At 63.2% G+C, this 26,339-nt stretch carries 30 protein-coding genes; 12 read left to right on the forward strand and 18 right to left on the reverse strand.

Going from position 1 to position 26,339, the window contains the following annotated elements; genetic code table 11:
* Positions 1-4 precede the first annotated feature (4 nt).
* From ABEA18_RS05000 to ABEA18_RS05015, 4 genes are read right to left on the reverse strand one after another with little or no spacing between them, the layout of a single operon-like run.
* Positions 5-1,618 carry a beta-N-acetylhexosaminidase gene (locus ABEA18_RS05000; RefSeq protein ID WP_345448199.1) on the reverse strand — a complete coding sequence of 538 codons (1,614 nt, stop codon included), beginning with the start codon at positions 1,616-1,618 and terminating at the stop codon, positions 5-7.
* Entirely contained in the window at positions 1,615-2,523 is a 909-nt protein-coding gene (locus tag ABEA18_RS05005) for a carbohydrate ABC transporter permease (RefSeq protein WP_345448200.1), read from the reverse strand. The genes ABEA18_RS05000 and ABEA18_RS05005 overlap by 4 nt, the downstream gene beginning before the upstream one ends.
* Complete coding sequence (locus tag ABEA18_RS05010; RefSeq protein WP_345448201.1) at positions 2,520-3,503, reverse strand: carbohydrate ABC transporter permease; 984 nt, start codon at positions 3,501-3,503, stop codon at positions 2,520-2,522. The genes ABEA18_RS05005 and ABEA18_RS05010 overlap by 4 nt, the downstream gene beginning before the upstream one ends.
* Before the next feature lie 33 nt (positions 3,504-3,536).
* Positions 3,537-4,829: an extracellular solute-binding protein gene (locus ABEA18_RS05015; RefSeq protein ID WP_345448202.1), complete on the reverse strand. Its 1,293-nt coding sequence runs from the start codon at positions 4,827-4,829 to the stop codon at positions 3,537-3,539.
* A 215-nt stretch (positions 4,830-5,044) separates the two neighbouring features.
* On the opposite strand from ABEA18_RS05015, the gene ABEA18_RS05020 reads away from it, so the two are divergent.
* From ABEA18_RS05020 to ABEA18_RS05030, 3 genes are all read left to right on the forward strand, one after another.
* Positions 5,045-5,461 (forward strand): metal-sensitive transcriptional regulator, encoded by a 417-nt coding sequence (locus tag ABEA18_RS05020; protein WP_345448203.1) that lies wholly within the window; start codon positions 5,045-5,047, stop codon positions 5,459-5,461.
* Positions 5,462-5,510: 49 nt separating this feature from the next.
* Positions 5,511-5,750 carry a heavy-metal-associated domain-containing protein gene (locus tag ABEA18_RS05025; protein ID WP_059388821.1) on the forward strand — a complete coding sequence of 80 codons (240 nt, stop codon included), beginning with the start codon at positions 5,511-5,513 and terminating at the stop codon, positions 5,748-5,750.
* Positions 5,751-5,821: 71 nt separating this feature from the next.
* The gene (locus ABEA18_RS05030; protein ID WP_425550481.1) at positions 5,822-8,347 is read left to right on the forward strand and encodes a heavy metal translocating P-type ATPase; all 2,526 of its coding nucleotides are present in this window, start codon (positions 5,822-5,824) and stop codon (positions 8,345-8,347) included.
* A gap of 170 nt (positions 8,348-8,517) precedes the next feature.
* On the opposite strand, the gene ABEA18_RS05035 is transcribed toward ABEA18_RS05030, so the two are convergent.
* Together ABEA18_RS05035 and ABEA18_RS05040 are read right to left on the reverse strand one after the other, a co-directional pair.
* Positions 8,518-8,790, reverse strand: coding sequence for a DUF2277 domain-containing protein (locus tag ABEA18_RS05035; protein WP_345448205.1), 273 nt, complete (start codon positions 8,788-8,790; stop codon positions 8,518-8,520).
* A 41-nt stretch (positions 8,791-8,831) separates the two neighbouring features.
* Positions 8,832-9,818 carry an EamA family transporter gene (locus tag ABEA18_RS05040; RefSeq protein ID WP_425550482.1) on the reverse strand — a complete coding sequence of 329 codons (987 nt, stop codon included), beginning with the start codon at positions 9,816-9,818 and terminating at the stop codon, positions 8,832-8,834.
* Between the two features lie 109 nt (positions 9,819-9,927).
* Between ABEA18_RS05040 and ABEA18_RS05045 the strand changes: the two genes are divergently transcribed.
* On the forward strand, positions 9,928-10,476 hold the full coding sequence (locus tag ABEA18_RS05045) for a CGNR zinc finger domain-containing protein (RefSeq protein ID WP_345448207.1): 549 nt from the start codon (positions 9,928-9,930) through the stop codon (positions 10,474-10,476).
* A 128-nt stretch (positions 10,477-10,604) separates the two neighbouring features.
* Here ABEA18_RS05045 and ABEA18_RS05050 read toward each other — a convergent pair whose 3' ends face one another.
* The 3 genes from ABEA18_RS05050 to ABEA18_RS05060 all read right to left on the reverse strand — a co-directional run bounded on the left by ABEA18_RS05050 (position 10,605) and on the right by ABEA18_RS05060 (position 12,930).
* Positions 10,605-10,955 carry a hypothetical protein gene (locus tag ABEA18_RS05050; protein ID WP_345448208.1) on the reverse strand — a complete coding sequence of 117 codons (351 nt, stop codon included), beginning with the start codon at positions 10,953-10,955 and terminating at the stop codon, positions 10,605-10,607.
* Positions 10,956-11,022: 67 nt separating this feature from the next.
* Complete coding sequence (locus ABEA18_RS05055; protein WP_345448209.1) at positions 11,023-11,577, reverse strand: hypothetical protein; 555 nt, start codon at positions 11,575-11,577, stop codon at positions 11,023-11,025.
* Positions 11,578-11,586: 9 nt separating this feature from the next.
* Complete coding sequence (locus ABEA18_RS05060; protein ID WP_345448211.1) at positions 11,587-12,930, reverse strand: MATE family efflux transporter; 1,344 nt, start codon at positions 12,928-12,930, stop codon at positions 11,587-11,589.
* 40 nt (positions 12,931-12,970) lie between these two features.
* Between ABEA18_RS05060 and ABEA18_RS05065 the strand changes: the two genes are divergently transcribed.
* The 4 genes from ABEA18_RS05065 to ABEA18_RS05080 all read left to right on the forward strand — a co-directional run bounded on the left by ABEA18_RS05065 (position 12,971) and on the right by ABEA18_RS05080 (position 15,671).
* Positions 12,971-13,540 (forward strand): antibiotic biosynthesis monooxygenase, encoded by a 570-nt coding sequence (locus tag ABEA18_RS05065; protein WP_345448213.1) that lies wholly within the window; start codon positions 12,971-12,973, stop codon positions 13,538-13,540.
* Between the two features lie 153 nt (positions 13,541-13,693).
* A complete protein-coding gene (locus ABEA18_RS05070) occupies positions 13,694-14,128 on the forward strand; it encodes a DoxX family protein (RefSeq protein ID WP_345448214.1) in 435 nt (144 codons plus the stop codon).
* Between the two features lie 190 nt (positions 14,129-14,318).
* On the forward strand, positions 14,319-15,287 hold the full coding sequence (locus tag ABEA18_RS05075; RefSeq protein ID WP_345448215.1) for an acyl-CoA thioesterase: 969 nt from the start codon (positions 14,319-14,321) through the stop codon (positions 15,285-15,287).
* A gap of 51 nt (positions 15,288-15,338) precedes the next feature.
* Positions 15,339-15,671, forward strand: a complete 333-nt coding sequence (locus ABEA18_RS05080) for a hypothetical protein (RefSeq protein ID WP_345448216.1) — start codon at positions 15,339-15,341, stop codon at positions 15,669-15,671.
* 24 nt (positions 15,672-15,695) lie between these two features.
* Here the strand turns inward: ABEA18_RS05080 and dnaB are convergent, their stop codons facing one another.
* On the reverse strand, positions 15,696-17,081 hold the full coding sequence (gene dnaB, locus ABEA18_RS05085; RefSeq protein WP_345448217.1) for a replicative DNA helicase: 1,386 nt from the start codon (positions 17,079-17,081) through the stop codon (positions 15,696-15,698).
* A gap of 627 nt (positions 17,082-17,708) precedes the next feature.
* Here dnaB and ABEA18_RS05090 point away from each other — a divergent pair.
* Both ABEA18_RS05090 and ABEA18_RS05095 read left to right on the forward strand, forming a co-directional pair.
* Positions 17,709-18,188, forward strand: a complete 480-nt coding sequence (locus tag ABEA18_RS05090) for a hypothetical protein (RefSeq protein WP_345448218.1) — start codon at positions 17,709-17,711, stop codon at positions 18,186-18,188.
* A 3-nt stretch (positions 18,189-18,191) separates the two neighbouring features.
* A complete protein-coding gene (locus tag ABEA18_RS05095) occupies positions 18,192-18,767 on the forward strand; it encodes a hypothetical protein (protein WP_345448219.1) in 576 nt (191 codons plus the stop codon).
* Positions 18,768-18,794: 27 nt separating this feature from the next.
* Here the strand turns inward: ABEA18_RS05095 and ABEA18_RS05100 are convergent, their stop codons facing one another.
* The 6 genes from ABEA18_RS05100 to rpsF form a co-directional block, all read right to left on the reverse strand.
* The gene (locus ABEA18_RS05100; RefSeq protein ID WP_345448220.1) at positions 18,795-19,421 is read right to left on the reverse strand and encodes an FMN reductase; all 627 of its coding nucleotides are present in this window, start codon (positions 19,419-19,421) and stop codon (positions 18,795-18,797) included.
* A gap of 100 nt (positions 19,422-19,521) precedes the next feature.
* A complete protein-coding gene (locus ABEA18_RS05105) occupies positions 19,522-20,373 on the reverse strand; it encodes a PhzF family phenazine biosynthesis protein (RefSeq protein ID WP_345448221.1) in 852 nt (283 codons plus the stop codon).
* 173 nt (positions 20,374-20,546) lie between these two features.
* Complete coding sequence (gene rplI, locus ABEA18_RS05110) at positions 20,547-20,999, reverse strand: 50S ribosomal protein L9 (protein ID WP_059388834.1); 453 nt, start codon at positions 20,997-20,999, stop codon at positions 20,547-20,549.
* 17 nt (positions 21,000-21,016) lie between these two features.
* On the reverse strand, positions 21,017-21,256 hold the full coding sequence (rpsR, locus tag ABEA18_RS05115) for a 30S ribosomal protein S18 (protein WP_003800144.1): 240 nt from the start codon (positions 21,254-21,256) through the stop codon (positions 21,017-21,019).
* Positions 21,257-21,381: 125 nt separating this feature from the next.
* Positions 21,382-21,957, reverse strand: coding sequence for a single-stranded DNA-binding protein (locus ABEA18_RS05120; RefSeq protein ID WP_078107100.1), 576 nt, complete (start codon positions 21,955-21,957; stop codon positions 21,382-21,384).
* A gap of 55 nt (positions 21,958-22,012) precedes the next feature.
* Complete coding sequence (gene rpsF, locus ABEA18_RS05125; protein WP_028267876.1) at positions 22,013-22,318, reverse strand: 30S ribosomal protein S6; 306 nt, start codon at positions 22,316-22,318, stop codon at positions 22,013-22,015.
* 228 nt (positions 22,319-22,546) lie between these two features.
* On the opposite strand from rpsF, the gene ABEA18_RS05130 reads away from it, so the two are divergent.
* Both ABEA18_RS05130 and ABEA18_RS05135 read left to right on the forward strand, forming a co-directional pair.
* Positions 22,547-22,885, forward strand: a complete 339-nt coding sequence (locus ABEA18_RS05130; protein WP_345448222.1) for a YnfA family protein — start codon at positions 22,547-22,549, stop codon at positions 22,883-22,885.
* A 167-nt stretch (positions 22,886-23,052) separates the two neighbouring features.
* Positions 23,053-23,724: a DUF1345 domain-containing protein gene (locus ABEA18_RS05135; RefSeq protein WP_345448223.1), complete on the forward strand. Its 672-nt coding sequence runs from the start codon at positions 23,053-23,055 to the stop codon at positions 23,722-23,724.
* Between the two features lies 1 nt (position 23,725).
* Here the strand turns inward: ABEA18_RS05135 and ABEA18_RS05140 are convergent, their stop codons facing one another.
* Positions 23,726-25,027, reverse strand: coding sequence for a M18 family aminopeptidase (locus tag ABEA18_RS05140; protein ID WP_345448224.1), 1,302 nt, complete (start codon positions 25,025-25,027; stop codon positions 23,726-23,728).
* A 43-nt stretch (positions 25,028-25,070) separates the two neighbouring features.
* Positions 25,071-26,294 (reverse strand): hypothetical protein, encoded by a 1,224-nt coding sequence (locus tag ABEA18_RS05145; RefSeq protein WP_345448225.1) that lies wholly within the window; start codon positions 26,292-26,294, stop codon positions 25,071-25,073.
* Positions 26,295-26,339: the final 45 nt, after the last annotated feature.

Consider the following 26,339-nt stretch of genomic DNA (forward strand, 5'->3'; position numbering starts at 1 on the left):
TGTCCTATCCAGCGGCGATGCGCTGCTCGGCGTCGTAATCGCGTTTCCAGCCAACCACGCCAGGCCTCAACTGCCAGGGATGCGGTCCGGACAGCGGCCGGTATTCCACTCCCATGGCCTCCAGTCGCTCCAGATGCGCACCTTCGAGCCTGGCCAGGAACCCATCGTAGTCCCGGTTCTCCGGCTGGGACCAGAGCACCTCCGCCACGGCGCTCAGCCGCGGAAACGCGGCGAAGTGGACCCGTCGCGGGGAATCCAGGTGTTCCGTCCAGATGTTGGCCTGCGCGCCGAGGAGCGTGCCCGGGAACGCCTCACCCGCACCCGCGGGCAGCGGTTCGAAGCCGTAGACATCCTGCAGGCTGATGACAAAACCCACGGGCACGGGTTCGCCGTCGCCGTTGGCCTGCCGGTGGTCCAGGTACAGCTTGTGCTCAGGGCACATGACCACGTCATAGCCGCTTTTGAGCGCGCTCATACCGCCTTCATAGCCTCGCCAGGAGGCCACCAACGCACCATCCGGCAACTCCCCGTCGCCGATTTCGTCCCACACGGAAGTCGCTCGCCCGTGCCCGTCAAGGTGCTTCGCCAATTGCCCCACAAACCAGCTGTGCAATCCCGAAACGTCCGGCAATCCGAGTTCCGCGGCTTTGGCCTGTGCCTGGGCGCTGGATTGCCATTGGGTGAGCGGAACTTCGTCCCCGCCCAAGCTGATCCAGCGGGACGGGAAGATCTCCACCACTTCATCGAGCACATTGCGGTAGAACTCCAACGAGGTTTCCGAGACTTCCAAGACCGTCTCGTTGATTCCCCAACGGGTCCACACCTCGGGGGCCGCACCGGTGCCCAGTTCCGGGTACGCGGCGATGGCGGCCTGGCTGTGTCCCGGAACATCGACCTCCGGGATGACGGTGATGTGCCGCTCGGCAGCGAACGCGACCACTTCGCGGAGATCGTCCTGGCTGTAGAAGCCGCCGTGCGGAAGCCCGTCGAAAACCCCTGCCCGCCAGGAACCAAGCGACGACTCCCGCCGCCACGCCCCGGTCTCGGTGAGCTTCGGGTAGCGGTTGATCTGGATCCGCCAGCCTTGGTCGTCCGTGAGGTGCAGGTGCAGGACGTTGAGCTTGTGCATGGCCATCACCTCGATGAACCGAAGCAGGTTGTCCTTGGGCATGAAGTGCCGGGCCACGTCCAGCATGGCCCCGCGATACCCGAAACGCGGCTGGTCCTGGATGGATACCTTGGGAACCGGCCATGTGCGATCTGTTTCCGGAATGGGCGCTTGCCGCAGCGCGGCGGGCCCCATCAGCTGTAGGAGCGTCTGGGCAGCATAGAAGGCTCCGGCCGGACCGCCCGCATGAATCACGACGGCGGTGCCTACCTCCAGGCGGTACGCCTCGGCGTCGAGCACCGGGTCAAGCAGAAGGCTGATGCGCGCATCGGCTTTGGTGGCCGGGAACAGGTCCCAGCCAGTGGCCGCGCCGAGGGTCCGGGCGAGCCAGCGGCGCGCACTGTTGAGCTCCGGATCGGCGGCCAGCGTGGTGGCTGCGTCCAGGTCCAGGAAACCGCCGCTGGACTCCACCGAGGACGGAACTGGAATCAGCAGATCCGCGGCGCTCATCCCTTCACCGCCCCGGCCAGGCCGGATACGAGTTTTCGCTGCACTGCGATGAAGAAGATCAGCACCGGAATGGTCATGATCACGGAACCGGCCATGATGGCGCCCCAATCGTTCTGGTCGGGTTTGAAGAAGGTCAACAATGCCATGGGCAGGGTCTGGTTCTCCTGGGCGGAAATGATGAATGTCTTGGCGAAGAGGAAGTCGTTCCACGTGGAGATGAACGAAAATACCGAGCAGGCCACCACTCCGGGCGCCACGAGCGGGAAGAGGATCGAACGGACAAAGCGGAATCCACTTGCACCGTCTATGCGCGCTGCCTCTTCGATCTCCACCGGGACCGCTGCCACGAAGCCACGAAGCATCCAGATCGCGAACGGGATACTGAAGCCCACATGGACCAGCACCAGGGAGCCGAGTTGGTTCAGGCCCACGAGCGGAACTGCCTCCCCGGCATTTCGCAGCAGGAAGAACAGCGGAATCGTGAGCGCTTCGACGGGCACCATCTGGGACACCAGGACCACGATCAGCAGCTTGGTGCGCATCTTGAATTGGTAGCGGGTCAGTGCCACGGAGGCCAAGAACGCCAACACGGTGGAGACGATGACGACCACGAGCGCCACGATCACGCTGTTGAGGAAGTACCTGCCGAAGTTGTTCACTGACAGGACCCGCATGAAGGAATCGAAGGACGGTTCCAGCGTGAACGGTGCCGCATCGCCGGCGTCGAGCGCTGTCTTCGGCTTGAGGGCCGAAAGGACCATCCAGAACAGGGGGAACGCGACGAGAAGCGCGATGGCGAGTCCCGCCGCATCGGCGCCGAACCGGCGTCGTCCGCCCTTGCGGAACTTTTGCGGCGCGTCCGGCGCGGGCCGGTTCTTGCGGAGTGGAACGTCGACGGCGGTCACAGGACTTCTCCCGTTCTCTTGAGGATGCGGAGGTAGACCAGGGTGATGATCATCAGCAACGCGGTCATGATGACACCGAGGGCCGAGCCGAGGCCGTACAGGCTGGCCGCGAAGGCCTGCTGGTAGCCGTACACATTCAGCACGAGGTTCTGCCCGGCAATACCGCCGCCGTTGGTGATGATGTAAATCTGCGAGAAGATCTTGAAATTCCAGATGATGGACTGGATGGTCACCACCATCACGATGGGCCGCAGCATCGGAAGCATGATGCTGCGCGCGATCCGGGGCATGGAAGCACCGTCGAGCCGCGCCGCCTCAATCACTTCGGTGGAGATCGCCTGGATGCCGGCGTAGACCGTCACGAGAACGAACGGGAACGAACACCACACCACTTCGCTGGCCACCAGCCCGAAGGCGGACCATTTGTCGTAGGTCCAGGAGTAGCCGCTGAACTGGGTGAGGCCCACGGAGACAAGAGCCTTGTTGACCAGGCCCAGGGTGGGGTCGAAGAGGAACAACCACACGGCGCTGCCGGTGACGGCCGGCGTGGCCCAAGCGCCAAGGGAGACTACGAACAGCGCGGTCCGGACCCAGGGCCGGAGCCGCGTGGCCAGCACTGCCAGCGACGTTCCCACGAGCAGCGTCAGGACGACGCATGCCCCCGCGAACAGCACGGTGTTGCCCAGGACGGACCAGAACTCCGGATCGGCGAACAGTTTCTGGTAGTTCTCCAGGCCGGTGAACTGCAGTGGCGCCTTGCCGCTGACTTGGGCTTGGCGGTAGTCATACAAAGAGACGTTGATGAGCTGGAAGATCGGGTAACCCAGCAGCGCGATCAGGACAATGAAAGCTGGAGCCAGGTAGAGCCAAGGTTCCAGGCCGCGCTTGCCTAGCGCACGACGGCGGGACGTCCCCGCCGTCGTCGGCTTGCGGTTCCGCGTTCCGCTTGTGTCCGCCTTCGCGGACGCAAGCGCCGTCATGCCGCACCGATCCAACGTGCGTCACGAACCCTGTCATTTGGATCCGAACACCTTGTTCATGGCTGCTGCCGCGTCCGCAGTAGCCGTATTGACGTCAGCCTTGCCTGTGACGATCTTCTGGTACATGCCGGTGAAGATGCCCTGGGCGTCGATGGTCGACCAGGTTTCCGTCACGGGGACAAAGTTGGTGCCGGCGGAGAGCGTCTTGATGAAGGGGTCCAGCTGCGGATTGGACGCGGCAACAGACTTCTGGACGTCGCTGAATGTCGGCAGGTTGCCCATGGCGTCGAACATCTTCTGCTGGTACTTTTTGCCTGCCAACAGCTCAACGAACTCGGCTGCAATGGTGTGGTGCTTGCTGCTGTTGAAGACGCCCAGGTTGTTTCCGCCGGCAAACGCGGGGGCGATCGAACCGGCCGTATTGCCCGGAACCGGAACGACGGCGAACTTGTCCTTGACCGCACTGGCCGCCACGGCTTTGTAGTTGAAGTCGCCACCGATGGTCATGGCCGATTTTCCGGCGATGAACTGCTGGACGCTCGCGTTTCCGCCGAATTCGGCGCACGTCTGGGGCGGGCAGATGTCGTTCTTGAGCAGCCGGGCATAAGCCGAAATGCCGTCCCGGGATTCGGCCGAATCCAGGCCGGAGACGAAAGTGTCACCCTTCTTCGTGGCAATGTTGCCGCCGTTGGCCCAGAGATAGGGCATGGCGGAGAACTGCGCAGCTCCACCGACCGAAATCCCGAGCATGTCCGGGTTGGCTGCGCGGACGGCGCGGGCCACGGTTTCGACGTCGGCGAGGGTCTTGGGCGCCCCCAGCCCGAGCTTCTGCAGCAGATCGGTGCGGTAGTAGAGGGCCCGGACGCCGACGTACCACGGCACGCCGTAGTTCTTGCCTCCGACGTCGGTGGTGGCCAGGATCTTGCTGTCCAGGTCCTTGGACTCGTCCCAGGCCTTGATGTCGGCGGTCATGTCGGACAATCCGCCCGATGCGACATAGCTGGCGAGGTCTGTGTTGCCGAATTCGGCGACGTCTGGAGCACTGGAGGGGTCGTTAAACGCGGCCTTGAACCGTTCCGCCCGGCTGTCGACGGGAATGTACTGGACGTCGACCTTGACGCCGCTATGACTGGCTTCGAAATCGGAAACAGCGGCCTTGATAACCGCGGATTTGGGGTCCTGGTTGACTTCCGAGAAGAGCCACACGCGGATAGTGCCTGACTTCTCATCCGAAGATGACGCGGCATTGTTCGACGTGGGCGGGGCACAGGCCGTCAGCGCGAGGGCGGCGAGGGCAAAGGCAGCCGCAGTGCGTGCGATTTTCAATGGATCCTCCATGGAGAAAAGGGGATAGGTGCCCGGCGGTCCCCCGCTTCGGGTATGGAAGGAAACTTTACAAACATACCTTTGTGAGCGGAAGCACAAGTGGCAAAAGGTTTGCATTGCAAAATGGGAATTTGTAAAGAGGCGATCTTACGCAAGATGGCCGATACCCCCTGGGGGTACTTGATTTATACCCCTAGGGGGTATATCTTTGGGGCATGAGCACGATCGATGTGAACTCCACAGATTTGAACCCGGTTGACTTGAACCCGGCCGACTTGAACCCGGTTGACTTGAACATTGGCCAGCCGGGCATCGACGTTGAGGATGGAGCGCATGCCCAACACGGCTACTCTTCCAACAAGGACGCATACTTGCGGCGCCTTAAGCGGATCGAGGGCCAAGTACGCGGTATTGCGCGGATGGTGGAAGAGGACAAATATTGCATCGACATCCTCACCCAAGTCTCGGCAGTCACTAAAGCCCTGCATGCCGTGAGCCTCGGGCTCGTGGAGGAACACATCGGGCACTGCGTCGTCGGAGCTGCCTCGGAATCCGATCCCGTCGTGCGCGCAGAGCAAATCGACATCAAGGTCAAGGAGGCAGCCGATGCCATCGGGCGCCTGCTGCGGTAACCCCGCAAGCACTCACCACACCATTCAACTCACCACCAAGGAGCACGCCATGGGCCACACCGCCACCATCCAGACGAACGTCAGCGTTTCCGGCATGACCTGCGGGCACTGCGTTTCCGCAGTGAGCGAAGAAATTGAGTCCTTGGCGGGAGTGGAGAATGTCGAGATCGATCTGAACGCCGGCGGAATCTCCACCGTCACCATCACCTCCACCCAGGAGTTGTCGCCGTCCGAAATCGGCGAAGCCGTCGCCGAAGCCGGCTACCTGGTAGTCGCCAACGAGGCCTAGGGGCCAATGTGAGCAATCACGAGATCCTCCACCAAACGGGCACCCGCATCATCGAACTCGACATCGAGGGTATGACGTGCGCATCATGCGTGGCGCGCGTGGAGCGGAAACTGGGCAAGCTCGACGGCGTGGAGGCTTCCGTCAACCTCCCCCTCGAATCGGCCCACGTCACAGTCCCAGACAACGTCACGGACCAACAAATCGTGGACACAGTGAACGCGACGGGCTACAAAGCCTGGATCCGCGAATCCCGCCCCAGTCCGTCCACGGCCCGCCAGCACACCCACGATCGCGAAACCGATATGCTCGGCGCGCTCGCTCCTTCGTCGCTTAGACGCGCGCTGCCGCATACCGGCCCCGCGATCGAGTCCAGCACTGAAGCCAGCCCGGGTGACGACGGCGCAACTGACCATGACCACAGCGATAGCGACCACAACGAGTGGCTCCGTGACCACAGCGACGACGCCGGTGGCATGCGGCAGCATGCGTCTAAGCGAGGCACGAGCGAGCATGCAGAGCATGGCGCCGGTGGCGGCGCGCAAGGCGACCACCGTGCCAGCGACCGCGCAGCAGGCGCCCACGAAGACCACATGCACCACGGCCCCGCATCCCGCCAGCTAAAGCCACGTCTGATCGCCGCCGCCATACTGACAGTCCCGGTCTTCGCCATCTCGATGATTCCAGCTTTGCAGTTCCCGCAATGGGGTTGGGTCGCGGGGCTGCTGGCTCTTCCCGTGGTGACGTGGGCTGCCTGGCCCTTCCATCGTGCGGCCGCCATCAACGCGCGCCACTTCGCCTCGACCATGGACACGCTCGTCTCCATTGGCGTCCTGGCCGCGTACCTCTACTCTGCATGGCAGCTTTTCGCCAACCCCATGATGACCGAACACCCGGGCATGGAGTCCACGGGAGGCATGGGCGGCGGGCTGTACTTCGAAGTTGCCGCCGTCGTCACCACGTTCCTGCTTCTGGGTCGCTTCCTCGAGGCCAACGCCAAAGCGAAAGCCGGCGATGCCCTCAAGGCCCTGCTGAATCTGGGAGCCAAGGACGCAACGGTGCTGCGCGACGGCGTCGAGCACAAGATCCCGGCCGAGCAACTCGTAGCCGGGGACATCTTCGTGGTCCGACCGGGAGAGAAGATCGCCACTGACGGCCTGGTGACGAGCGGTTCGTCCGCCGTGGATGCCTCGTTGGTCACCGGTGAATCCGTGCCCGTGGAGGTCGGACCGGGGAGCCAGGTCACGGGCGCCACCATCAATACTTCGGGCCGTTTGCTGGTGCGGGCAACCCGCGTCGGCTCCGACACGACGCTGGCGCAAATGGGGCGGTTGGTCAGCCAGGCGCAGACGGGCAAAGCCCCGATCGCACGGCTCGCCGATCGTATCAGCGCCGTCTTCGTGCCGGTCGTACTGGTCATCGCCGTGGTTACTTTCGTAGTCTGGCTCGCCCTGAGCAGGGACCTCAATGCCTCGTTCACGGCTGCCGTGGCGGTGCTCGTGATTGCCTGCCCGTGTGCGCTTGGGCTCGCGACTCCAGTTGGCCTCTTGACCGGGACCGGCCGGGGCGCGCAACTCGGCATCCTCATCAAGGGTCCACAGGTGCTTGAAGATACGCGCACGGTGGACGCCATCCTTTTGGACAAGACCGGTACAGTCACGAGCGGCAAGCTGGCCGTTGGACACACCCTGGCCTTGAACGGCCACTCCCGCGCCGATGTCCTGTCTCTCGCCGGCGCCGTCGAGGCGGCGTCGGAGCATCCGATCGCCCACGCCATCGCCGCTGCCGCCAAGTCCGCAATGCCCGACGCCGGCCCGCTCCCCGCTGTGAAGGACTTCAGTTCCGCCCCGGGCGGCGGAGTCCGGGGGATGGTTGCGCTGAACGGAGCTGGAAACGGCACCGAGCGAACGGTCGTGGCAGGCAGGACCGGCTGGTTGGAACAGAACGGAATCTTCCCTGACGACACCGACCGTCGGGCACTGGCCACTGAGGAAGCCGGCGGCGCTACCGCCATCTGGGTTGCTGTGGACGGGAAGCCCGCTGGAATAGTCACGCTTAGGGACACCGTCAAACCCGGTTCGGCTGCAGCCATCTCGAAGCTCAAGGAACTCGGGATTCGCCCTCTGCTGCTGACAGGAGACAACGCCGCCGTCGCCGCACAAGTGGCCACCGCCGTCGGGATCGCCCCGGAAGATGTGTTCGCGGGGGTCCTGCCGGAAGGCAAAGTGGACGCGGTGCGGAAGCTTCAGGCCCAGGGGTCCACTGTGGCCATGGCCGGGGACGGAGTCAACGACGCCGCAGCGCTGGCGCAAGCCGATCTTGGCATCGCCATGGGGTCGGGCACGGATGTGGCGATCGAGGCCTCGGATCTGACCGTGATGGGCAGCGACCTCGGCCAGTTAGTGCAAGCCATCGAGCTGTCCCGGAAGACGCTCTCCACCATCAAGACAAACCTGTTCTGGGCATTCTTCTACAACGCCATCGGCATCCCGGTGGCAGCCCTTGGTTTGCTCAACCCGATGATCGCCGGTGCGGCCATGGCTGCGAGCTCGGTCCTGGTGGTCGCGAATTCGCTACGGTTGCGCTCCTTCGCAAAGTAGTCCCCCACCGCCACCGTGAGCCCCACCCAACTGATCCCCACCGCCACCCTCGCCTCGCAAGCTCGGCCAGGGAACCCTGGCGGCGTGGGCCCAAGCAGTTGTTGTCGTTATCCGGCGTGAAAACGGCAACAACTGCCAGTCAGTTTGGGGAAGCTAGCAGTTTAGGGGAGCTAGGCCGTTCCGAAACGAACGGCCGCGCGGGCCCTGGCTTTGGCCGCCTCCTCGTCGCGGTTGCGCGCTGGCGCATGGGTCACGAGGGAATCGAGCAGATGCTGGGTGATATGGGCGATCTCATGAACAGCCTCGGAGAAGGCTTCCTCGTTGGCCTTCGACGGCTTGGTGGTGCCACTGATCTTGCGCACGTATTGCAGGGCCGCGGCTTCCACCTCCGCGGAGGTGGCTCGTGGCTCAAAATTGTGGAGGGTGTGGATGTTCCGGCACATAACAACATGCTAGGCCCCGGTCCACCCATCCAGGGTGGGTTTTAGAGGACCCTCTCGGAAGGAACCGGCTCGACGTCGTTCGCGTGGTCAAGCTCGCGGGCTGGTTCGCCGGACTCCACGGCATCGCGCTTGTCCGCGCGCAGCTCGTCGATTCGCACCAAGACCACTCCGCACACGATGAGCGCCCCGCCCACGAGCTGGATTGCCCCGGGCAATTCGGCCAGCAACAGCCAGGCCCACACTACGGCGAACAACACTTCCGTGAGCGAGACAAAGGATGCCACCTTGGACCCAAGGCTTCGTGCTGCCATGATCCCCGTGACGTAGGACAGCACGGTGGAGAGGATGACGAGGCCGGCGATCGAGACCCACCACGGCGTGGTCCACGGCCCGAGTTGCGTATCCGCGGTGGCGAAACTCATGGACACCAGGCCGGTTCCGCCGGCAATCCAGATAAGCATTGAACCTGCCATGAGACCGCCGGAAGCCAGCACGATGGGCGGCAGCGTGTCGTTCTGCTTGGCCGTGATGAAGAAATAGATGACCAGGCAGACGGCCGCAGCCATGCCCCACAGCACGCCGACGAAGTCCACCTTCACGGAACCGGTGAGATCAAGCACCAGGACGAGTCCACCGAGGGAAAGCAGCGTTCCAATGGCGGTGAGGGCCCGGGGTCGGCGTCGGCTAGCGGCCCACAGCCACAGGACGATCATGGTTGGCGCGAGGTATTCGAGCAGGAGGGCGACCCCCACGGACAGCCGCGACACCGCGTTGAAGTAGAAAAGCTGGCACCCCGCAACACCAATCACGCCGAACAACAGGATAGTGAGCCAGTTGTCCTTGAGCTGGTGCCAACGGCCCCGGAGAGCGACGACGGCCGGGAGCACCAAAATGAGTGACGCGCCGCTCAATCGGATGGCAACTGCCGCGCCGGGGGTCCACCCGGTTTCCAGGAGGGACTTGGCAAACGAGCCGGACAAGCCGAAGACCGCTGAGGAAAAGAGTGCGAGCCCCAGGCCCGACGCCATGAAGCCCGCAGCACCAGCCCGGTTTATTGCAGCTGACACGGCAGCCTCCTGTCAGGAGTAAAATGGGTTACGCTGCTGACACTACTACCGAGAGATGTAAGGAGTCAAAGTGCTTTTTGCACCTGACACTGAAGTGGCGCTTCGAAGTGTGGTCAATTTGATCAATTCGGCCGCCAACGGCACCGAATCCCTCACGAGTGTCGCCGAACTCCGAGCCTTCCTCGATGCGGAAGAATTCACGGGGAGCAGGGACGGAACCGAGGCCGAGTTACTCAGCGTAAAGCGACTGCGGAGCCAACTGGCTTCCCTGTGGACGGCCGATGAAGATGCGGCCGCAAAGGCCGTCAACCAACTCCTCACCGACGCACGCGCACTCCCCCAATTGGTAAAGCACGATCATTGGGATTGGCACTTGCACGCCACCACCCCTGAGGCGCCCCTCGCGGAACGCATGGGCACGGAAGCCGCCATGGCACTCGTGGACGTCATCCGCAGCAAGGAAATGGATCGCCTGCGGGTATGCGCGGCGGACGATTGCGACGCCGTCGTGTTGGACCTGAGCCGAAACCGATCCAAGCTCTATTGCGATACAGGGAACTGCGCCAACCGAACGCACGTCGCCGCTTACCGGGCCCGGAAAGCATCGGGGGCCGAATAAGCGGGCGAAAGCGTCACGCCGTGCATCTTTTCAGGGCGCACGACGGCGGCCTGCCGCGAGTTTCCGGGGTCGCTGCGCTGACCCGCCGGCAAAAGTTGCGTGGCGTGACACGAAAAAACTAAAACGGCCTAGTCGGCGTCGGGCGTTTCCGTTTCGCTGCCCGCATGGGGGGCGGCTGAACCGTGACCCTGGCCCGGCTTCCTGGAACTCAGGTTGACTCCCGAGCCCTTGCCGAGGTGCTCGGCGTTTTCCTTGTGGCTCATGGAAAGCATGGCGGCGAGGACGAGGCTCACAATGAAGGCGATGCCGGCGCCGGTAAAGGCGAGGTCAAAGCGCGGAGTGCGGGCGCTGCCGCCGGAGGCGAAAATCAGCACAGCGAAGAAGATCAGGACCCCCCAGAACGCGGAGAACATCAGCGGTCCCTTAACCGAGGTCCGCATCTTGCGCGGCCCTCCTGGTTTTTGGTCAGCCAAGGTCATTCCTCCAATGTGGGTGCTGGCGCCGTGCGCGCCATGAGAGTTCTACGCAGGGTAGAACGTACGACTACTAGTTTACGGCCTCAGCGGACGGGGTTCGCCCATCGTGCCGCAGGCTCAGCCCGGACAGCACCCACAAGACTCCCGAGATGATGGCGCCGCCGCCGGCAACACCGAGGAGCGCGTGCGCTCCAAGGCTGATGAAGAACGGCAATGCAACGGCGGTGCCGATGCCCACCACGCCGGAAATGATCCAGTCGCGGGCAAGCAAGTGGCGTCCGCGCTGCCGGAATCCCCGGACCAGTTCAAACGCCCCGAGCACCAGCAATCCTACGAGAGCAGAAACGCCGGCCCCAGTATCGGACTGCGTAATCAAGGTACCCACCCCCGCCAGGCCGACGACGACCGCCGCGGCCGCCGGAACACTCGCAGCAACGAACGCGGCGCCCGCGGTTGCGAGCAGATAGAGCCCGGTAGCCCAGGCCAGAACCTGAACGGAAGGCGAGCCCCAGAAGACGGTCACGGCTCCAAACACCAGCGCAGCACCGGCGCGGAGAAGTACGGGCTTCCAGAGCGCGGCTGCCGTGGGCGTGGATGAAGTCGCTGAAGAGGTGGGGAGAGTCACCAGTCCAGTTTAGTGCGAACCGAGGACCATCCATTTGTCGGAGCGGGCGCGCAGCCCCAGAGTGACCCCGCGGGCCAGCATGTAGCCCAGCGCGAACGCGACCCAGAGCCACACGAGCCCCGCCGCGCCGTCGGGCCTGGTCAGGTGGACTGCCGCCAACAGCGGCAGGTAGACCGCGAGGTTCACGACGCCGGCAATCGCCAGGTAGCGTGCATCGCCCGCGCCGATCAGGACGCCGTCCAGGACGAAGACGTATCCGGCGAGGGGCTGCCCGACGGCGAGTACCCACAGTGCCGCGGTGAGCGCGGACTGGACGCCGGCGTCGGAGGTAAAGAGAAGGCCGGCCCACGGAGCGGCGACTGCCAGGAGCACGCCGGTCACCACGCCGAATCCCACACCCCAGCGGATCATGGTGCGGGTGAGTTCGCGCGCCCTCGCCGGATGGGAGGCCCCGAGTTCCTTGCCGATAAGGGCCTGCGCGGCAATCGCCAAGGCATCCAGGGCGAAGGCGAGGAAAGAGAAAATGGTCATCGCGAGCTGATGCGCAGCGAGGTTCACGGATCCTTGGGAAGTGACAACCAGGACCGTGGCCAGGATAGCCAGGCGCAGGCTGAGGGTGCGGAGCATGAGCCATGAACCCACGGTGGTCATCGTGCGGATTCCACGCCAGTCCGGGCGCAGCGAAACGCCGTGGCCCCGGGCATTCCGTCCCACCATGACCAAATAGACGGCGGCCATGGCCCATTGAGCAATGCTGGTGCCGATGGCTGAACCCGCCACGGACAAATGCAGGCCATAGACAAGGAACCAATTCAGGGCGATGTTGATAGCAAACCCCGCCGTTGCGACCACCAACGGCGTGCGGGTGTCCTGCAGTCCGCGCAAGACGCCGGTGCCAGCGAAGATCAAAAGCATGGCGACGAGCCCTGGCATGGACCAGCGCAGATAGTCGACGGCGTATGCCCGCACCTCGCCACCGGCTCCAAGCAGCCCGACGAGCGGCTCAGCCGCGAAGAAGCCGGCCACCGCGAGGACGATACCCAGCAGCAACGCCAACCAGACGCCGTCGCGCCCTGCGGCCAGCGCCTTGGCGAGCTTTCCGTGCCCGATGGCCCGCGCCACAGCGGGAGTTGTCGAATAAGCCAGAAACACCATAAGTCCGACGGCGGTGTACAACAGGGTGGAGGCCAGCCCCACCCCCGCCAGTTGAGGGACGCCAAGGTGCCCCACAATGGCGGAGTCAGCCAAAAGGAAGAGGGGTTCGGCAATGAGCGCCCCAAAGGCGGGGACAGCCAGGCGCAGGATCTCGCGGGCAGTGGAGGGCGTGGTGGGACGGGTCACTGTTTGGGGCACTTTCCCAGCCTAGCGGGGCACCGGCATGTAGCTTGGTGAGGTGTCGCTCGAGCATCCCATCACCGTTTCCGTCGCCCGCACCATCACTCCCGGTTACACCCGCCAAGCCAACGCATGGGCGCACGCTGGCCAGGAACTTGCCCGGGAATGGCCCGGCTACCTGGGTTCAGGGTGGGTGCGCACGGCGGCCGATTCCGATGAATGGCACATGCTTTATCGCTTCGCGGACGCTGAAACCCTGCAGGCTTGGGAGGAATCCGAAGAGCGCCGATGGTGGATCGAAAGCGCCACCGAGCTCATGGAGATCACACGGGTGGAGCGACGTTCCGGGATCGAGGGATGGTTTTCCCAACCGGGCGACGTGAACCTCGTTGTCCCGGAGACCGCAGTGCCGCCGCGGTGGAAGCAAGCCGTCAGCATCTTCCTGCCGTTCTTTCCCTTGAGCCTGCTGGCCAATTTTCTGCTGCACCCTTTGGTCCTGGGCTGGCCGCTGGCCCTACAGGTTCTGTTGAATATCTGTATCCTGACGCCACTCATGGTCTACATTTTCCTGCCGGTCACCACGCGGCTCCTGAAGCCCTGGTTGGAAGCAAAGCGGAAGGGCCAGTAGCGTCTGCCGGGACTGCGGAGGCGGTCTCACTGCGTCACGCTTGTTTGACACTTCAAGCAAAGTCGGAAAGGCTTGAGTTGAAGCTTCAACAAATTGACTCCGGTCTTGGGAGCTTCGCGACAGCCAACCGCTACCCGAAAACGGTGCAAAAACATGAACCAGTCCACCCTGACCAACACAGCCCTTACCGTCCTGCGCGTCATCGTCGGCTTCATCTTCGCCGCGCATGGCTGGCAGAAATTCAATGAGTTCACCATCGCCGGCACACAGGCCGCCTTCGGCAAGATGGGCGTTCCTGCCGCCGACGTCGTGGCCCCGATCGTGGCAAGCATCGAACTTGTCGGAGGCATTGCCCTCATCGCGGGCGTGCTGACCCGAGTCTTCGCCGCTCTCCTTGCACTGGACATGCTCGGCGCCCTGTTCCTGGTCCACGCCCCGGCCGGCCTGTTTGCCGACAAGGGCGGATACGAACTCGTCCTGGCCCTCGCGGCCGCAGTGGCGGCCGTGGCCCTGACCGGCGCCGGACGAATCTCCGTAGACGCCGCCGTCTTCGGCCGGAGGGGTTCCAAGCTGCGCATTCTCGCCTAGGATCGCGTGCGCTGCTTCGCTGGCGACACCCAAGTGCGCCGGCGATGCCACAACGGGCTGGCGACTCCCGAATTCGGGCGTCGCCAGCCCTTTTGCATGTCACGGACCCATTTGCGCGTCGCGGAGCCACGTGCTCGTCGCTGGCCGTCATACAGCGCATCACTATCCACGCCGTCGATACACTCACGTCATGAGCGAGCTCCCCTCACACTCCGTCACGCTGCGGTTCCTGGCCTCCCCCACCGACGTCGGACACAGCGGGTCCGTCGACGCCGGCACAGTCCTTGAGTGGGTGGACAAGGCGGCGTACGCGGCAGCTGTTGGCTGGTCGAAGTCCTATTGCGTCACGGCATATGTCGGCAACATCCATTTCGCCGACCCCGTGAACAGCGGAGACATGGTCGAGGTGGAGGCGACCATCGTCTACACGGGCCGCTCTTCCATGCACATCCGCACCACCGTGTCTTCAGGCGATCCCAAGGGCGGTCCGGCCACGATGCGCAGCCAGTGCCTGGTGATCTTCGTTGCTGTCGGTGCCGACGGCCGCCCCGTTCCAGTCCCCCAATTCGAACCGTCGACACCGGAGGAAATCGAGCATCGTGACAACGCCCTCGCGCGGATCGCCGTGCGGGAAAAGATCGTCGAAGCCATGAACGCACAGGAATATACCGACGCCGGGACGGCCGAGCGCGTTGTCCTCCGCTTCATGGCGGCTCCCACCGACGTGAACTGGGGAGGGAAGGTCCACGGCGGCATCGTCATGAAGTGGATCGATGAGGCCGCCTACGTCTGCGCTTCCCGCTATTGCGGCAAGGACACCGTGGCGGTGTTCTCCGGCGGCGTGCGATTCTATCGCCCGCTCTTGATCGGCGACGTAGTGGAAGTAGAAGCCCGGCTCGTCTATACAGGCCACAAGGGCATGCATATTGCAGTCCATGTGCGCTCCGGAAACCCCCGGAGCCGTGAGATGAACCTGACCACCTACTGCCTCACGGTCATGGTGGCCAGGGACGAGACCGGCACGTCCGTTCCGATCCCGCCCTGGGTACCGGAAACCGACGAGGACCGGCGCCTTCACGCCCACGCCCGCGAATTGCTGGAAATCCGGGGACGGGCCCCCGGAAACCGGATGCCGGATCATCTGCTCAACGGCCGTTAGGCGTTCCGTCCGGGTCTGGCGCAGCGAAGTCCGGCGCGGGAAGATGTCCTCATGTTGGCTGAGGAACGGTTCAACGCACTAATCGACGAATTCAGGAGTGTCCCGGGTGTGAGCGTGCCGGGTGAACCGGGACAGCATGGATTCGGTTCCTCGGCGTTGAAGGTTCACGGCTCGATTTTCGCGATGGTTTCGGGAGGCAGGCTTGTTGTGAAGCTGCCACGAGATCGAGTCAGCGCCCTGATCGGGACCGGAGCCGGGGCGCCGTTCGACGCCGGAAAAGGTCGTCCGATGAAGGAGTGGCTCACGGTTATGGCCGACGATCAGGAGTCATGGCTCGCCCTCGCCCGTGATGCCCTGGACTTCGTTGGGTCCGCGCACCACTGACCAGCACCACTGACCAGCCTGAGGCTAGAACCCGCCACCACCGCCAGTCTCGCCCGCCATGTTGGCGAAGCGGGAGTAATGCCCCTGGAAGGCAACCACGATGTCCTTGGTGGGCCCGTTACGGTGCTTGGCGATGAGGATGTCAGCCTCGCCGGCACGGGGGGATTCTTTGTCGTAGACGTCCTCGCGGTGAAGCAAAATGACCATGTCAGCGTCCTGCTCGATGGAACCGGATTCACGGAGGTCCGAGACCATGGGCCGCTTGTCCTGGCGCTGTTCGGATCCACGGTTGAGCTGCGAGAGCGCGATGACCGGAACCTGCAACTCCTTGGCCAACAGCTTGAGCGCGCGCGAGAATTCGGAGACTTCCTGCTGGCGGGATTCCACCTTCTTGCCGGAGCTCATGAGCTGGAGGTAGTCGAGGATCACCAGCTTGAGGTCGTGCTGCTGCTTCAAGCGACGGCACTTGGCCCTGATTTCCATGAGGGACATATTGGGGCTGTCATCGATGAACAATGGCGCATCGTTCATGCGGCCCATCGTGGTGGCGATCTTGGACCACTGCTCGTCCTTGATGGTGCCCTTGCGCAGGTCCTGAAGGCCAATGGTGGCTTCCGCGGACAGCAGGCGCATCGCGATTTCGTTCCGCCCCATTTCGAGGGAGAACATCACGGTGGCGAGGTTGTGCTTGATGGCAGCGGAACGGGCGAAGTCAAGCGCGAACGTGGACTTACCGACGGCGGGGCGCGCGGCGATGACGATCATCTGACCCGGGTGCAGGCCGTGGGTGAGCTCATCGAGTTCATAGAACCCGGTGGGGACACCCGTCATGCCTTCTCCGCGGTGGCCGGATGCCTCGATCTCGTCAACGGTGGATTCCATGACGTCCTTGAGCGCCACGTAGTCTTCCGCCGTGCGGCGTTCGGCCACGGCATAGATCTCGGCCTGGGCCTGGTTGACGAGGTCTTCCACCTCGCCGTCCTGGCCGTAGCCCATCTGGACGATCTTGGTGCCGGCGTTGACGAGTCGGCGCAGGACGGCTCGCTCAGCCACGATTTCGGCGTAGTAGCCGGCGTTGGCCGCCGTGGGCACGGTCTGGATGAGCTCGTGCAGGTAGGCAGGGCCGCCGATCCTGTTGATCTCGCCGCGTTTGGTCAGCTCATCGGACACTGTGACGGCATCGGCAGGTTCGCCGCGGCCGTAGAGATCGATGATGGACTCGTAGATCGTCTCGTGGGCCGGGCGGTAGAAGTCATGGCCGCGGACAATTTCCACGACGTCGGCAATGGCGTCCTTGGACAGCATCATGCCGCCGAGAACCGATTGCTCAGCTGGGATGTCCTGGGGAGGTTTGCGGCTGGCGTCCGATGTCCGGCCGCCCTCGATCGAATCCAAGTGCGTAACTGACAAGCCGTCCTCCATTGTGTACCGCGCAGATAACTGTTCCCGGCGGTGCGGTAGGCCAATGCCCTGGTGTGGGTTGCTCCGACCGCGCCGTTTATGCCGGCTGGTCCAAACTGTTCCGTAGGGCACCGACAATTTTGGTTTCCCCGAGATTTCCACAACTTATCCACAGACAGGTCCGCGGGCGCGCTGCTTTTCGACGGCACCAAGGCGCCGTCCACAAGAAACAGGGGTTTTCCAAGTACCTAAAGCAGGTACTCAGCCACGTTAGCCCTGCTTTTCCGAGGCACCAAGCCGGGCCTGTGGATAAAGTGTGGAATACACACCCCTACTTGTGCACAGTCTGTGCATGACCCTGTGGAAAGAGAAATTCTTTTTCCGGTAAATGGCCCCTGAACTGGGGAAACGTTCTTCAAGACATGTGGATCAAAAGTATTTTCTCCAGGGGATCATCCACAGGCCGATTCGCTCAATGCGCACCTCTCCCCTCACCCAAGCGCCCCAGGAGGGATAAATATGCCGAAATTGTGATACTCCACACAATCTCTCCCGGAATTTGACAGCCGGCTCTCAGAAGCTATGCCGGAGCAGGAATGTGCTGTGGATAACCGCGTTCTGACATAAGCTCTAGGTATGGGTTTCACCATTGGGGATGTACTGCTGGTCGCAATGCCCGTTGTCATCCTTGTGGCTGTGATTTGGGCCCTGACGGCGGCATTCAAGCCACGCAACTCAGGGCTGTCCGACGCCGAGCGCTATCAACGTGAGCTGGCCGCCCGATCGGCAGCCCACCAGGCCGCCCAAGTGCAGGCGGCAACGGCGGCAAGGGCCCGTATCGATGCGTCCACCAGGCCGAGCCAAAACGCGCAGCAGCAGTCTCAGCAGGACAGCCAGTCGCGGGCCGCGCTCAGGGCGCAAGTCGGGGCCAGTCCGGGGGCCGGCCAGGCCGGCTACAACGGCCCCATTCTGCCCAACGGGCAGTTGAATCCACAGCTCGCCCTGCAATTGCAGGGAATGGTCCGCAGTGGGCAGAAGATCCAGGCGATCAAGCTCCTGCGCCAGCAAACCCACTCGGACTTGTTGACCGCCAAGAACTACATAGATCGGCTTTAGCGCATGTCATCCCTACTCGTTCCGGTCTTGATCCTGGCGGCCGTCGTCGTCGGCGTGCTGGTGATCAGCCGCGTGCTCTCCCGCCGCTCCGCGGAACTTCGCGAGAATGCCGCCACCGGCAAGGCTGCCGTGGACCCTGTGGAGCTGGCCCGCGAGGCCGCCGCGAAGCTCAGTGAGGACCAACACCGGCAGCTGTATTCCCTGATCGCCCAAGGTCAGGCCATGGCGGCCATCAAGCTGTACCTCAGCGCCACCGGGGAGGGGCTGCGTGCCTCACGGGACGCCGTCGGCGCCCTTGCAGCGCACCCGCAGCCCTTCCGCAAGCCCGAACCCGCCCCGCAGGACCTCATGCCCGACGACGACGAGCCGGAGCACTTCCCGTACCGTTACCGGGCAATCGTCAGCAAGGGCGACGTCACACGTGAAGTGAGCAGCAATATGCTCAATGACGAGATCTACGGACGGATCCGGACCCTTGCCAAGAGCGGCGACATCGAAGCCGCAGCGTTGGCCCTGACCAAGCATTCCGACATCAGCATGAAGCAGGCCCGGGAGTTCATCGAGCTGCTCGACGACTAGCGCCAGGTGCGGCTCAGCCCGGCTTGCCTAGCGTCCCGCGGTGATCCCCGCGAGGAGTTGCTCAAACGGCAAGGATTCCATGGCGTCCGCCTTGCGCTGCGGCTGCTCGCCGCTCAGGAGCCGGGTCAGCTCGCCGGCCGCGCGGTCCACGCGGACCGATAGCGGCGACGCTCCGTCGTCGGTGTTTCCCCAATCCTGGGGCCCGGCGAAAACGGACGTCTGGGTTATCCGGGTGCGAAGGTAGGTGAAGAGCGGACGCATGGCGTAGTCGAGCACCATTTGGTGCCGGTCGGTGCCGCCCGTGGCGCCGAGAAGAACTGCCTTGCCGTCCAGGGACTTGGGGTCCAGCACGTCGATGAAGGACTTGAACAGCCCGCTATAGGAGGCGCTGAAGACGGGAGTGACGGCGATGATGCCATCGGAATCCTCGACGCCGGCGATCACTTCCGCGAGGCGCGGTGCAGCATAGCCGGTGACGAAGTTGTTCGCGATATCCACCGCCAGGTCCCGGAGTTCGATAACGTCCACCCGCACCTCGTACCCGGCGTCGCCCAGCTGGCGCTTGGCCGACGCGGCGAGCTGGTCTGCAAGAAGCCTGCTCGACGACGGTACGCCAAGTCCGGCGGAAAGGACGGTTATGCGGCGGGTCTCCATGGCGATCTCCTGTTGCTGGGCGGTTCGATGGCTTCAAACCAGAGTACATGCGTTTGCATCTATACTCCCAAACCGTGCCCCCGCCCCTTTTATTCCCCTGCTACAACCGGACGGTTCCCTGGATACACATGACCGAGCTCCCGCCTACCCAGATCTCGCCGTCTTCCGCTCTGACGTAGATGCGTCCCGCCCGGCCCAGCACCGTACCCTGCGCGGCGACGTATTGTTCCGGAGCCCGGCCGCTGCCGATCAGCCACTGGGCGGCTCCCGCATTGAAGCTTCCAGTCACGGGGTCCTCCACCATGGCGTCTCCCGGAATGAACGTCCGGACCTCGAAATCGACGCCGGCACCCGGTTCATGGGGACCGATCACACCAACCTTCAGCTCCCCCAAAGCCGTAAGGTCCGGCTCGAGGGCGAGGACCTGTTCGGCCGATTCGAGCAGCACACCAATCCATTGCGGGCCGTTGACCAGCCACGAGGCATCCGAGAGTGCGGTTCGGGGCAGGCGGAGTCCGGCGGCCAACTGTTCCATGATCGCCTCTCCCACGGGCCCGAAGCGGGTCAGTGGCGGCGCAGCGAAGGCGAGGCGGCCGCCGTCGAGCTTTACCTTGACCAAGCCTGCGCCACATTCCTGGACCAGCATCCCTTCCTGCTTCGGCACTCCCCCGGACGCCAGCCACGCATGCGCCGAGCCGAGCGTCGGATGCCCCGCGAAAGGAAATTCCTCGCTGCCGGTGAAGATCCGGACGCGGTAGTCGGCCGCAGGATCACTCGGCGGCAGCAGGAAAGTGGTTTCAGAGAGGTTGGTCCAGTTTGCAAAGTGCTGCATCTGCTCCGCGCTCAGCCCTTCAGCGTCGACGACGACTGCAAGCGGATTGCCGAGGTACGGCACGTCAGTGAAGACATCCACTTGCGAGAAGGGCCTGGTGCGCATGGTTTCAAGGGTCACCGCTGCAGGCTATCAAGTTCCCCCGTCTTCCTTAGCGCGAACTGGCAATTAATGCCCCTAGCGAGGCCGCCAGAGGGCATCTACTGCCAGTTCGCGCGCCCGGAAACCGCGTAAAGCAAAGGACCCCCGCCTCCGGAAACCGGGGACGGGGGTCCTTCGAGCTACGTCAGAGATTATTTCCCTGCAACGACCTCGAGGTCGATGACAGCGGAAACGTCCTCGTGCAGGCGGACGTTGGCCTGGTACGAACCAAGTGACTTGATGTGGTTCGGCAGTTCAACGTTGCGCTTGTCGATGGAGCCGAGGCCAGCGGCCTCAACTGCAGCAGCGACATCAGCCGGCTTGACGGTGCCGAAGAGACGACCGGACTCGCCGGCCTTCACTACGAGCTTGACCTTCTTGGAAGAAAGCGCAGAAGCCTGGGCCTGTGCAGCTTCAACCGAAGCGTGGGCACGAGCAGCGCGGGCAGCCTTGATGGACTCAACCTGCTTCTCGCCACCCTTGGTCCAGGTCAGAGCGAAGCCGCGGGGCAGCAGGAAGTTACGTGCGTAACCGTCCTTGACCTCGACAACATCGCCAGCAGCACCGAGACCGGTTACTTCGTGGGTCAGAATGAGCTTTGCCATGTTAGTTAATCCCTTCCTTAGCCGCGGCCAGCGCCGGAGTAAGGCAGCAGAGCAACTTCGCGGGCGTTCTTGATTGCCTGGGCGATTTTGCGCTGTTCCTGCACCGTGACGCCAGTGACGCGACGAGCGCGGATCTTTCCGCGGTCGGAGATGAACTTGCGCAGCAATGCTACGTCCTTGTAGTCGATGACGGTGATGTCAGCGGCCTTCAAGGGGTTGGACTTTGGTTTGGGCTTACGGAGTTCAGCCTTAGCCATCGTGGAGCTCCTTTTCTATGGAGCCCGTGGAATGGATCCACGGGATGGTGGTGCTCGACGGCGGTCGCCACCCGGGTGCCTCGCGGCACGTCCGGCGGGTTCCGGCGTCGAACTTTTATGAGTATTTAGAAGGGAGGTTCGGAATCCGGGCCGTTGCCCCATCCACCCGCATTGCTGACGCCCGGGGTAGCCCAGGGGTCTTCCTGCGGTGCGGATTGGCCGCCGCCCCATGTTCCGCCGGAGTTGCCGCCCTGGTTTGCACCAGCGCCGCCACCTCCGAAGCCGCCGCTGTTGTTGCCGCCGCCGAAGCCGCCCTGACCACCCTGACCGCCGGAGCGCTGGGTGCGGTTGACCTTGGCGTTGGCGTAACGCAGGCTCGGGCCGATTTCATCGACTTCGAGCTCGATAACGGTGCGCTTCTCGCCTTCCTTGGTTTCGTAGGAACGGCTCTTCAGTCGGCCGGAAACGATCACGCGCATACCCTTGGTGAGGGATTCGGCGACGTTTTCAGCTGCTTCGCGCCATACCGATGCGCGAAGGAACAGGGTTTCCCCGTCCTTCCACTCATTGGACTGGCGGTCGAAGGTCCGGGGAGTAGAAGCGATGGTGAAGTTCGCTACCGCCGAGCCTGACGGTGTGAACCGCAGTTCGGGGTCATTGGTGAGATTACCGATGACCGTAATAGTGGTTTCGCCTGCCATCTACTGCCTCCTTGTTCGTTCCTGCGGGGTAAAGAATGAAAGCCTGGAGCTGAAATTACTCAGCAACGACCTTCTGCTCTTCGGGGCGGGTGATCTTGGTGCGCATGATGGTCTCATTGAGACTCAGCTGGCGGTCAAGTTCCTTGGCGGTTTCCGGCTTGGCGGTGAAGTTCACCACTGCGTAGATACCTTCGGACTTCTTCTTGATGTCGTAAGCGAGGCGACGGCGGCCCCAGATGTCAACCTTTTCGATGGTTCCACCATCGGTGGTGATGACATTCAGGAACTTCTGAAGCGACGGCTCTACGGTACGCTCTTCGACCTCGGGGTCGATGATTACCATCAATTCGTAAGGACGCATATGTGAACCCACCTCCTTTGGGCTAAGCGGTTACGGCATTTCCGTAACAGGAGGTTCATTTGCGATGAACAGTGCTGCTGACCGCTTCCAGAAGCGGGAGCAGGGCGCAGCACAGACTTCAATATCTTAGTCCATTTCCCGCCTCTAAGCCTATTCGGCGTGTCGGCGACGTGGAATGCACGGGGTCGCGTATGTGGATAACTTTCCAGGCTCGGGCAGACTGAACCCATGACCGTCCTCAAATCCGTCGCACTCTTTATCCTCGCGGCCATCGCCGAGATCGGCGGGGCCTGGCTCGTGTGGCAATCAGTCAAGGAGGCTAAACCGTGGTGGTGGGCAGGCCTCGGTATCGCAGCCTTGGGTATTTACGGTTTCGTGGCAGCTTTCCAGCCTGACGCACACTTCGGCCGCGTGCTTGCAGCTTACGGCGGGGTGTTCATCGCCGGGTCGTTGGCTTGGGGAATGCTCATGGACGGATTCCGCCCGGACCGTTGGGACGTCATCGGCGCGGTGATCTGCATCTTCGGCGTGGCCGTCATCATGTTCGCGCCCCGGCCGGGCAGCTAAGCCGTCAACGCAGCTAAGCCGGGAAGTTGAGCCGTCACGCTGTGCAACTTTCTGGACCGTCCGACGTCGGGATCCCCCGGATTTCCGCGCCAAACTTCCACGCCGGACGCTAAAAGTCTGCGTGGCGTGACGCCGGGGCCGGCCAACCCCCGTGCCATGATCTGACTATGAACGCCGCAGCGAAGAACCAACGTCCGAAGTCTGCCCGTGCCAAACGTTCCCGATTGCGATTCTTGCTGATGATCGTCACCGGCATCGCTGCCGCGGTAGCGACCGGAATTTGGGGGCAGTGGATCTACGCGCCCGCGGCGGGCTGGGCAGTGGCCGCGGCGGTCTACAACATCTTCGTGTGGACAGTCATCACTCCGATGAAGGCCGATCAGACGAGAAGCCATGCCAGGGAAGAAGATCCACGGCGCTCCACGGCCGACCTCCTGATCCTGTGTGCCGCCGTCGGCTCCCTCGCAGCCTTCGTCCTGGTGATGTTCGGAGCAAAGGACGCGCACGGCGTCGACAAATTCATGCTCGCCCTGCTGGCCCTCGTCGGTGCGGTGGCGTCGTGGCTCCTGGTGCACACCCTCTTCACCTTGCGCTATGCCGAGGTGTACTACACGTCCGATCCGCCCGGCGGCATCGAATTCAACCAAAAAGAACCGCCGCAATACACGGACTTCGCCTACATGGCGTTCAGCCTCGGGATGACCTACCAGGTCTCGGACACGTCGATCACCACCAGGGCAATGCGGTCCGCCGCTTTGCGGCACAGCCTGCTTGCCTACGTTTTCGGCGTCGGGATCCTGGCCACCACCATCAACCTCGTAGTGAGCCTGGCGTCCTGAGCTAGATCGCCGTCCGGAAGAACAACTCCGTCACCGCGGCCAGGTGGCGCGGGTCTTCAACGCCGCATAGCTCGCGTGCCGAGTGCATCGACAAAAGGGGCACGCCGACGTCGACCGTCCGGATCCCCAGGCGGGTGGCCGTCAGCGGACCGATGGTGGAGCCGCACGGGACATCGTTGTTGGAGACGAACTCCTGGTAGGGGATACCCGCCTCGCCGCAGAGCCGGGCCCAGAATGCCGCGCCGGTGGCGTCCGTGGCGTAACGCTGGTTGGCGTTGATCTTCAGGAGCGGTCCGCCATTGAGGATGGGCCGGTTGGCGGGATCGTGCCGCTCGGGGTAGTTGGGGTGGACGGCGTGGCCGGCATCCGCGGAAACACAGAACGACGCCGACAACGCCTGGCGCCGTTGACTCCCCGTTGCGCCCAATCCGTCAGAGATCCGGGTGAGGATGTCTTCGAGGATCGGTCCGCAGGCCCCGGAGCGCGAGGCCGAGCCGATTTCTTCGTGGTCGAAGGCCGCCAGGACGGCGATGGGGCCGGCGGTCGGCGCACCAGCGGTTGCGTGCGCAATGAGTGCCGCGAGCCCTGCGTGGGTTGAAGAGAGGTTGTCGAGCCGTCCTGAAGCGAAGAACTCGCCCTTGGCACCGAACTGCTCAGGCGCCTGGGTATCCGCGACGACGATGTCGTAGCCGCCGATCTGGGCCGGATCCACAGAAGTCCCGGACACAGAGTCCGCCAGGATTGCCAGTACGTCTGCGGAAGCGGGATCGCCGAGGCCGAATACCGGGTTCATGTGCTGTTGCTTGTCGAGCGTGAGGCCGTCATTGACAGCCCGGTCCAGGTGGATGGCCAACTGCGGGAAGCGCAGGAGCGGTCCGGTAGCTGTGAGGTGCTGGGTGCCGTCCAGCATCACGAGCCGGCCCGCGAGCCGAAGCTCACGATCCAGCCAGGAGTTCAACAAAGGGCCACCGTAGACCTCCACGCCGGCCTGGAGCCAGCCGAACTTGCCTGTCGTCGGCTTGGGCTTGAGCTTGAAGGACGGAGAATCCGTGTGGGCGCCGAGGATATTGAACGCCGTGGTCGGAGTTGCGCCTTCCGGCGTCACCCATGCGATGAGGGCGCCATCCCGCATCACGTAGAAGCTGCCAGCCCCGCCCTCCCATGGCAGAAGTTCATCAAGGGCCGTGAAACCTGCCGCATCGAGGCGGCGCGCGGCCTCGTGTACGGCGTGGAAGCTCGACGGCGATGCGCTCACATACGCGCCAAGGTCCTGGATGTGTGCTGCAGCGGAGTTCGAAGGCATGGCTTCGAGTCTAGCCGCGGCCGCGGATTTGCCGGCCCGGCGTTCAACGTCGGATGAACAATTCTGCTGTGGGTTCGGCTGATTTGAGGACCCAGCCGGGGTTTGTGTTTAGCCAGCGGGCCAGCCCGGTAGCGGGAGGGACCAGGACGCAGTCCGCACCGCTCAGCCCTTCGTTCAGGTCCCCTTGGCCATCGAGGACACGCAAGGATTGTGTAACCCGCTCCGCGCCATAGAGATCGTTTCGCGAATCAATGGACACTGGCACATCGGGCCTTTCCAAGATGACCAGTCCGCCCAGCTGGTATTCGTTGAACAACTTGCAACCAGCCGGAATGGCCTTGATGGCTGTGCGAGGAAAATGCGCCGGATCCGGACGGCCGAAGAAAGGGAGATTGAAAACTGCTAGCCCTACAGCGATCACGAGGACGGCGGTGGCACCTTGGAAAAACAACCGTCGGCGACTGGCAAAGTAGCGCAACACCACCTCGTGTGACGCAAACGCCGCCAGAACCGGCAACGCAAGCAAGACAAGGATTGGAAGGACGCGCATTGCAGCCACTGATCCGCAGACCGCAACTCCGATAGCGGCCGTGAATACCGGGTCTCCTCGGCGTGCCGCAACGCCAAGCCCGAGAAGACCGATGGCGAACATAACAAGCTGCAACGGATCAGCCGGGTTGAATGGCTGCCATTCGGTAATGACTGCCGATTCACTCTTTACTTGCAGCGTTTGGGCGAGCAGCCCTGCGCCGTAAGGATTTACGAGTGAGCAAAGCATTGTTACTAGTAGCGCTGCCAGGAACCAGCCTGATCGGCTCCGCGTGCTTCGTCTCAAGAACACCAAAAGGGCACTGGCACCCACAATTGCCACGCCCAGTAAAGCTCCCGCGTGCAAGTTGACCCAAAGAGTCGTCAGGACGGCGATAGCAATGAGCGGCCAAACCGGTTTAGGTACCTCAACCAGCCGCTGTAGGAACATCACGAGTGCCAGGACGGCAATGTAATCCACGAGCTGGGGCCGCGCCGACAAGAACAATGTCAACAATGGCACTCCAATCAGAAGCACCCAAGCGGACAGTACCGGCGCTGCTCCCAGTCGCCGGGCGAGAAGGAGCACCAGTCCACCGATGACGGCGACGAAGCATGCGCAGATAAGAGCAACACCCACCAAACCGGCCGCTTCGTAAGAGAAACCGAGGACGACGTTGAAAGCCCACGAGTTTAGCGTCCAGGGTTTTCCGCTGACGGTCCACGAAAACGGATCCACTGAGGGAATTCGACCTTCGGCGATCGTAAGGAGCCCCGTGCGGAC

It is taken from the genome of Arthrobacter gyeryongensis, assembly GCF_039543785.1.
GTDB lineage: Bacteria > Actinomycetota > Actinomycetes > Actinomycetales > Micrococcaceae > Arthrobacter > Arthrobacter gyeryongensis.

Excerpts from the sequence above, each read along its gene's own strand:
- rpsR (WP_003800144.1), bottom strand. The coding sequence starts at position 21,256 with ATGGCTAAGGCTGAACTCCGTAAGCCCAAACCAAAGTCCAACCCCTTG.
- ABEA18_RS05135 (WP_345448223.1), top strand. The coding sequence starts at position 23,053 with ATGAACGCCGCAGCGAAGAACCAACGTCCGAAGTCTGCCCGTGCCAAA.
- ABEA18_RS05025 (WP_059388821.1), top strand. The coding sequence starts at position 5,511 with ATGGGCCACACCGCCACCATCCAGACGAACGTCAGCGTTTCCGGCATG.
- ABEA18_RS05070 (WP_345448214.1), top strand. The coding sequence starts at position 13,694 with ATGAACCAGTCCACCCTGACCAACACAGCCCTTACCGTCCTGCGCGTC.
- ABEA18_RS05075 (WP_345448215.1), top strand. The coding sequence starts at position 14,319 with ATGAGCGAGCTCCCCTCACACTCCGTCACGCTGCGGTTCCTGGCCTCC.
- ABEA18_RS05120 (WP_078107100.1), bottom strand. The coding sequence starts at position 21,957 with ATGGCAGGCGAAACCACTATTACGGTCATCGGTAATCTCACCAATGAC.
- ABEA18_RS05010 (WP_345448201.1), bottom strand. The coding sequence starts at position 3,503 with ATGACGGCGCTTGCGTCCGCGAAGGCGGACACAAGCGGAACGCGGAAC.
- ABEA18_RS05020 (WP_345448203.1), top strand. The coding sequence starts at position 5,045 with ATGAGCACGATCGATGTGAACTCCACAGATTTGAACCCGGTTGACTTG.
- ABEA18_RS05080 (WP_345448216.1), top strand. The coding sequence starts at position 15,339 with ATGTTGGCTGAGGAACGGTTCAACGCACTAATCGACGAATTCAGGAGT.
- rpsF (WP_028267876.1), bottom strand. The coding sequence starts at position 22,318 with ATGCGTCCTTACGAATTGATGGTAATCATCGACCCCGAGGTCGAAGAG.
- ABEA18_RS05095 (WP_345448219.1), top strand. The coding sequence starts at position 18,192 with ATGTCATCCCTACTCGTTCCGGTCTTGATCCTGGCGGCCGTCGTCGTC.
- rplI (WP_059388834.1), bottom strand. The coding sequence starts at position 20,999 with ATGGCAAAGCTCATTCTGACCCACGAAGTAACCGGTCTCGGTGCTGCT.
- ABEA18_RS05040 (WP_425550482.1), bottom strand. The coding sequence starts at position 9,818 with ATGGCGTCGGGCCTGGGGCTCGCACTCTTTTCCTCAGCGGTCTTCGGC.
- ABEA18_RS05090 (WP_345448218.1), top strand. The coding sequence starts at position 17,709 with ATGGGTTTCACCATTGGGGATGTACTGCTGGTCGCAATGCCCGTTGTC.
- ABEA18_RS05140 (WP_345448224.1), bottom strand. The coding sequence starts at position 25,027 with ATGCCTTCGAACTCCGCTGCAGCACACATCCAGGACCTTGGCGCGTAT.
- ABEA18_RS05100 (WP_345448220.1), bottom strand. The coding sequence starts at position 19,421 with ATGGAGACCCGCCGCATAACCGTCCTTTCCGCCGGACTTGGCGTACCG.
- ABEA18_RS05000 (WP_345448199.1), bottom strand. The coding sequence starts at position 1,618 with ATGAGCGCCGCGGATCTGCTGATTCCAGTTCCGTCCTCGGTGGAGTCC.
- ABEA18_RS05050 (WP_345448208.1), bottom strand. The coding sequence starts at position 10,955 with ATGACCTTGGCTGACCAAAAACCAGGAGGGCCGCGCAAGATGCGGACC.
- ABEA18_RS05035 (WP_345448205.1), bottom strand. The coding sequence starts at position 8,790 with ATGTGCCGGAACATCCACACCCTCCACAATTTTGAGCCACGAGCCACC.
- ABEA18_RS05030 (WP_425550481.1), top strand. The coding sequence starts at position 5,822 with ATGACGTGCGCATCATGCGTGGCGCGCGTGGAGCGGAAACTGGGCAAG.
- ABEA18_RS05130 (WP_345448222.1), top strand. The coding sequence starts at position 22,547 with ATGACCGTCCTCAAATCCGTCGCACTCTTTATCCTCGCGGCCATCGCC.